A 4,228-nucleotide genomic window follows, 5' to 3' on the forward strand; every position below is an offset into this window, starting at 1 on the left:
GCGCCGGCTGGGCCGCGCTCTGCCGCCTCGTCACGGACACCCACCTGAGCGGGGAGCGCGGCAACCCGGTGACCGTGCGCGCGGAGCTGCACCGGCTGCGGGCGCAGCTCGGCGGGGTGCTGCTGACCAGGCCGTACCGGCTGGACGCCGAGGTGCGCGGGGACTTCCTGGCGGTGCGGGCGGCGCTGCGCTCCGGCGACGTGACCGCCGCGGCCTCCGGGTACGGGGACGAGCTGCTGCCGCGCTCGGACGCGCCGGTGGTGCGGGCGGAGCGGGAGGACCTGGCGGCGGCGGTGCGGCGGACCGTGCTGGACCGGGGCGACGCGGAGGCGCTGTGGCGGTTCGCCCGCGACGAGGACGCCGAGGCGCTGGACCGGCTGGCCAGGCTGCTGCCCAGGGCCGACCCGAGGCGGGAGCTGGTGGTGTCGCGGCTGCGGCGGGCGCTCGCCGAGGCGTGAGGCGCGGTTAGGCTCGGCGCATGGGGATCTTCCAGCCGGGTGACGTGGCGCTGCGCCGGGAAGTGCTGTGGGGAAGGCCGTGGGCGGTGACGCCGACCCGCGTGGTCGTGGACGAGCCGGACCTGCTGGTGCTGTTCACCGTGCCGGGCACCCGGTTCGGCTTCCCCGAGCACCCGTGGCAGCACGGCTGGCAGCAGGCGGGCAGCACGCACTGGCGCGGCAACGGCAAGCTCCAGGTGCACCGGCCGGGCGACGCCTACTCGGTCGACGTGTACTGGGAGGGCCCGGACCGGCAGTTCAAGGGCTGGTACCTGAACCTGCAGGACCCGTTCCGGCGCACCCCGCTGGGCATCGACACCCTGGACCACGAGCTGGACTACTGGCTGCCCGCGGAGGGCGGCTGGGTGGACAGGGACCGGGTGGAGTTCGAGGAGCAGGTCGTCGCGGGCAAGTACACCGCCGGGCAGGCCGAGTCGATCCGGGCGGTCGGCCGGTCGATCGAGGCGATGGTCGAGGCGGGCGCGACCTGGTGGGACCCGGACTGGGCGAAGTGGGAGCCGGACCCGGACTGGCCGGTCCCGGTGCTGCCGGACGGCTGGGCGGACTACCCCCTGTCGTGAAGGTCGTCCCGCTGACCCAGGAGGCGCTGGTCGCCGAGCTCGTCGGCCGGATCGACGCGCTGCCCCGCGACCGGCACGCGCGCGTGGTGGTCGACGGCGCGGACGCCACCGACCCCGGCGCGCTCGCCGACGCGCTGGTGGACCCGCTGCGCGCGCTCGGCCGCCCGGTGCTGCGGGTGTCGGCGCGCGACTTCCTGCGCCCGGCCTCGGTGCGGCTGGAGCACGGGCGGACCGACCCGGACTCGTACCGGGACTCGTGGGTGGACACCGGCGGCCTGCTGCGCGAGGTGCTGGACCCGCTCGAACCGGGCGGGTCGGGCGAGGTGCTGCCGTCGCTGTGGAACGCCGAGACCGACCGCGCCAGCCGGGCCGGGTACGCGCGCCTGGGCGAGGGCGGGGTGCTGCTGCTCGACGGGGCGCTGCTGCTGGACAAGTGGCTGCCGTTCGAGCTGTCCGTGCACCTGTGGCTGTCGGACGCCGCGCTGGCCAGGCGCACGCCGCCGGAGCTGGCGTGGACGCTGCCCGCGTACGTGGGGTACGAGCCCGCGCCGGACGTGCTGGTCCGCTACGACCACCCCACGAGGCCCGCGCTGGTGCGTACAGTGGCGGGTGACTAGGGAAGGGGGGTGACCGCCGTGGACCGCTTGCGCCTGCTGCTCGCGCTGTGCCTGTCCGCGCTGATCGCCCTGTCCCTGGTGAACAGCCCGGCCGAGCTGCTGGCCGTGGTCACGGCCGTGACGCTGGTCGTGCTGGTGCTCACCACGGCTCCCCTGGTCCTGGACTCGCCCGCGTGGGCGCGTTCGCTGTCGCTGCGCGAGAAGGCCCTGCGCGCGGCGTTCCTGCGGTTGCGCGATCCGGACGCGGCGGGCCGACCCCGCCCGCGAGCACCGGGAGCGGCGCTCAGCCTCGCCTGAGCCCCCTTCCCCCGCTCGTGATCGGAGCAACCGCCCGTGTTCCACACCCTGGGCGCGGCCCTCGCCGCGCTGCTCGACCCCGCCCTGGCCGTCGTCGCCTTCACCGCGCTGGTGCGCCTGCTGCTGCACCCGCTGACCCGCGCGGCCGTGCGCGGGGAGAAGGCCAGGGCCGCGCTCGCGCCGCAGCTGCGCGAGCTGACCGAGAAGCACCGCAAGGACCCGGTGAAGCTCCAGGAGAAGACCCTGGCGCTGTACGGGGACGCCGGGACCTCGCTGTTCGCGGGCATCCTGCCGATGCTCGCCCAGGCCCCGTTCTTCATGGTGGTCTACCAGCTGGTGACCACCCCGAACCCGCTGCTCGACGGCGCCCTGCTCGGGGTGCGGCTGGGCGACCACTGGTCCGACGGCGGCGCGGGCGTCCCGGTGTTCCTCGGGCTGCTGGCGGTGCTGGCGCTGGTGTGCCTGGGCAGCTACCTGTGGCAGGGCAGGCAGGCCGCGCGCTCGGGGGCGCCGCAGCCGACCCTGGCGCGGGTGCTGCGGCTGCTGGCGTTCACCCCGGTGCTGCTGGCGGCCTCGCTGCCGCTGGCGGCGGGGCTGTACCTGCTGACCAGCGGCGCGTGGACGCTGGCGGAGCGGGCCTGGCTGCACCGGTCGCTGCCGGGCGGGGAGCCCGAGCCGGTGGTCGTGGAGCCCGCGCCCGCGGCCGAGGTCGAAGCGGTCGCCGAGGAGCCCGTCGCGCCCGCCGAGCAGCCCGCGCGGAAGCCGCAGGGCACGGGCGGCAAACGCGGCAAGGCCGCCGCTCGGGCCCGCGCCCAGGCGCGCTGACCTGCGGTGACCGGCGGGCCGCCCGGTCCGCCGGTCACCTCAGCCTGAGCTGGAGCTGCGCGAACAGCCGGACCAGCGGGTCACCCAGGTCCACCCCGGTCAGCTCCCCCGCCCGCCGCACCCGGTACCGCAGCGTGTTCGGGTGCACGTGCAGCTCCGCCGCCGCCGACCGCACGTCCCCGAACGCGTCCAGGTACACCAGCAGCGACCGGGCCAGCTCCGGGTCCAGCGCCTCCAGCCGGGGGTCGCGCACCCGCGGGTGCTCGGCGAGCAGCGCCAGCACCTCGCTGACCAGCACCCGCGACCGCACGTCCGCCAGGGTCGCCACCTGGGCGTCCAGGTCGCGGGCCATCGCGTCGAGCACCCGGTCCGCCTCGCCCCTGGACACCGCGACCTCGTCCAGCGTGGGCACCTCGGCGCCGATCGCCGCCTGCACCACCAGCCCGGTGTGCTTGCGGGCCGCCGCGACGATCTCGCGGGTCAGCGGCAGCAGCGCCGCGCCGGGTTGCAGGTCGGGCAGCAGCGCGTAGGTCCGGCCGCCGCTGCGGCTGACCAGGGCGCTGCGCCGGTACGCGGCGGCGTGCACCGAGATCAGCCCGGTCACCTCGGCCCTGCGCAGCTCGCCCTCGGTGCGGTCGCCCGCGTCGCCGCGCAGCGCGAACACCACGACGGCGGCCGGTCTCGCCGGGTCCGCGCCGATCTGGCCCGCGACGGAGGCGGCGTCGGTGCGGCCGTCGAGCAGGGAGGTGAGCAGGTTCTCCCGGAACGCCGAGCGGGGCTCGCGCTGGCGCACCAGGTGCAGCGCGGTCACCCGCGCGGCGCCGACGAGGGCGCGTTCGGCCTGCTCGGTGAGCGGGGTGGCGCCCTCCTGCACCCAGATCGAGCCGAGCGGCTGGTCGCCCGCCAGCACCCCGACCGCGAGCCGCCGCCGGATGCCCAGGTCCGGCCGCTCGTCCACCCGCACGACCTCCTCGCCCGCGCGAAGCCGCTGGTAGACGCCCCAGTCGCGGAGCATCGCCAGGTACGGCTCGGGCCCCTGCCTGCCCAGGATGGACAGCCTGCGCAGCTCGTCCACGTCGTCGGTGGAGCGCGAGTAGGCGAGCACGCGGCTGGCGGTGTCCTCGATGCTGACCACGCCGCCGGTCAGCGCCGCGATCGTCTGGGCCAGCCCGAACAGGTCGCCCGCCACCTCGCCCGAGCCCGCGTCGGCGGCCAGCCGCGCGCTGCGCACCACGGCCCTGGCCAGCGACTCCAGGTGCTCCCAGCGCACCTCGGGCCGCACCGCGAGCAGCGCGACGCCCGCGTCGGCGGCGGCTTGGCCCAGCTGCGGGGTCGGCCGGTCGAGCTTGACCGCCACCGCCGCCGCGCCCCCGGCCCCGGCTGCCCTGACCAGCGGCAACGCCGCCCGGCC

At 76.8% G+C, this 4,228-nt stretch carries 5 protein-coding genes and 1 pseudogene; 5 read left to right on the top strand and 1 reads right to left on the bottom strand.

The window, feature by feature from the left end:
• The 5 genes and pseudogenes from ACTUAL_RS14845 to ACTUAL_RS14865 all read left to right on the top strand — a co-directional run.
• Nucleotides 1-458: pseudogene (locus ACTUAL_RS14845) on the top strand (transcriptional regulator); the annotation flags it as partial.
• A 20-nt stretch (nt 459-478) separates the two neighbouring features.
• Nucleotides 479-1,078: a DUF402 domain-containing protein gene (locus ACTUAL_RS14850; RefSeq protein ID WP_096491786.1), complete on the top strand. Its 600-nt coding sequence runs from the start codon at nt 479-481 to the stop codon at nt 1,076-1,078.
• A complete protein-coding gene (locus ACTUAL_RS14855) occupies nt 1,075-1,695 on the top strand; it encodes a uridine kinase (protein ID WP_440900656.1) in 621 nt (206 codons plus the stop codon). Before ACTUAL_RS14850 ends, ACTUAL_RS14855 begins: the two co-directional genes overlap by 4 nt.
• 18 nt (nt 1,696-1,713) lie before the next feature.
• Nucleotides 1,714-1,992 (top strand): DUF6412 domain-containing protein, encoded by a 279-nt coding sequence (locus tag ACTUAL_RS14860; protein WP_096497626.1) that lies wholly within the window; start codon nt 1,714-1,716, stop codon nt 1,990-1,992.
• Between the two features lie 36 nt (nt 1,993-2,028).
• Nucleotides 2,029-2,817 (top strand): YidC/Oxa1 family membrane protein insertase, encoded by a 789-nt coding sequence (locus ACTUAL_RS14865; protein ID WP_440900657.1) that lies wholly within the window; start codon nt 2,029-2,031, stop codon nt 2,815-2,817.
• A 34-nt stretch (nt 2,818-2,851) separates the two neighbouring features.
• On the opposite strand, the gene ACTUAL_RS14870 is transcribed toward ACTUAL_RS14865, so the two are convergent.
• Nucleotides 2,852-4,228 (bottom strand): PucR family transcriptional regulator (locus tag ACTUAL_RS14870; protein ID WP_440900658.1); only part of this gene is annotated, 1,377 nt, incomplete at its 5' end.

This window comes from Actinosynnema sp. (assembly GCF_052038725.1).